A 1,304-nucleotide genomic window follows, 5' to 3' on the forward strand; every position below is an offset into this window, starting at 1 on the left:
TCTTCAATGTATTGGGTTGCCCCATTCGGATATCTACGGATCAATTCGGGTGTGCCAATCCCCGTAGCTTTTCGCAGCTTACCACGTCCTTCGTCGCCTTCGTAAAGCCTAGGCATCCGCCATATGCCCTTAACGATTTCTTTCCTAATTTGCCGGCACTCGAAAGTGCTCGGTTATCTCTTTGTGATGTCTTTATCGTTTATGTCAATGATCTTTATTTCTTTTTATCAGTTTAATGAACGAATATTGTTTTTGGCTCTATCCGTAACTTTTAAATTAAACCTCTAAAACGGTGGAGAATAAGGGAGTCGAACCCTTGACCTCCTGCGTGCAAGGCAGGCGCTCTAGCCAGCTGAGCTAATTCCCCTCTAGTAGTTGCTAGTTTATAGTTGTTAGTTATTGGGTGTTTAGCTTTCACTACTTCCCATAATTCCGAGAATCATATTACTCTAACTCCTTAATTAATAGTCTCGGGCAGGCTCGAACTGCCGACCTCTACATTATCAGTGTAGCGCTCTAACCAGCTGAGCTACGAGACTTTTTTAATTATCAATTAATAATTGTTAATTATCTCTATCCCTTTACTAATTTCTAGTGGGTGTTGTATTTTTTATATAAACCAGTAAAAAAACCAAAGTGAACTTAAGTAAGTTCTTGTGTACTTTCGTACTTAATTTTGTTTTACGTCTAATGACGCTCTAAAATGAGATGTTCCAGCCGCACCTTCCGGTACGGCTACCTTGTTACGACTTAGCCCTAGTTACTGGTTTTACCCTAGGCAGCTCCTTTTACGGTCACCGACTTCAGGTACCCCCAGCTTCCATGGCTTGACGGGCGGTGTGTACAAGGCCCGGGAACGTATTCACCGCGCCATGGCTGATGCGCGATTACTAGCGATTCCAGCTTCATAGAGTCGAGTTGGAGACTCCAATCCGAACTGAGACCGGCTTTCGAGATTTGCATCACATCGCTGTGTAGCTGCCCTCTGTACCGGCCATTGTATTACGTGTGTGGCCCAAGACGTAAGGGCCGTGATGATTTGACGTCATCCCCACCTTCCTCTCTACTTGCGTAGGCAGTCTCACTAGAGTCCCCAACTCAATGATGGCAACTAGTGACAGGGGTTGCGCTCGTTGCAGGACTTAACCTAACACCTCACGGCACGAGCTGACGACAACCATGCAGCACCTTGAAAAATCGTCCGAAGAAAGTTTTCTCTATTTCTAAAACTGTCAATTCCCATTTAAGTCTCTGGTAAGGTTCCTCGCGTATCATCGAATTAAACCACATAATCCACCGCTTGT

2 tRNA genes and 2 rRNA genes (1 of these 4 running past the window's edge) are annotated in these 1,304 nt (G+C 44.8%); all 4 read right to left on the reverse strand.

From position 1 onward, the window contains the following. A 23S ribosomal RNA gene (locus tag QM746_RS15935) occupies window positions 1-143 on the reverse strand; it reaches 2,650 nt to the left of the window's first position. 150 nt (window positions 144-293) lie between these two features. Beyond that, window positions 294-367, reverse strand: a tRNA-Ala gene (locus tag QM746_RS15940). A 98-nt stretch (window positions 368-465) separates the two neighbouring features. Continuing rightward, window positions 466-539, reverse strand: a tRNA-Ile gene (locus QM746_RS15945). 162 nt (window positions 540-701) lie between these two features. Then, window positions 702-1,304 (reverse strand): 16S ribosomal RNA (locus QM746_RS15950); the annotation flags it as partial.

Origin of the sequence: Cloacibacterium sp. (assembly GCF_047601505.1) — a bacterium.
Lineage (GTDB): Bacteria > Bacteroidota > Bacteroidia > Flavobacteriales > Weeksellaceae > Cloacibacterium.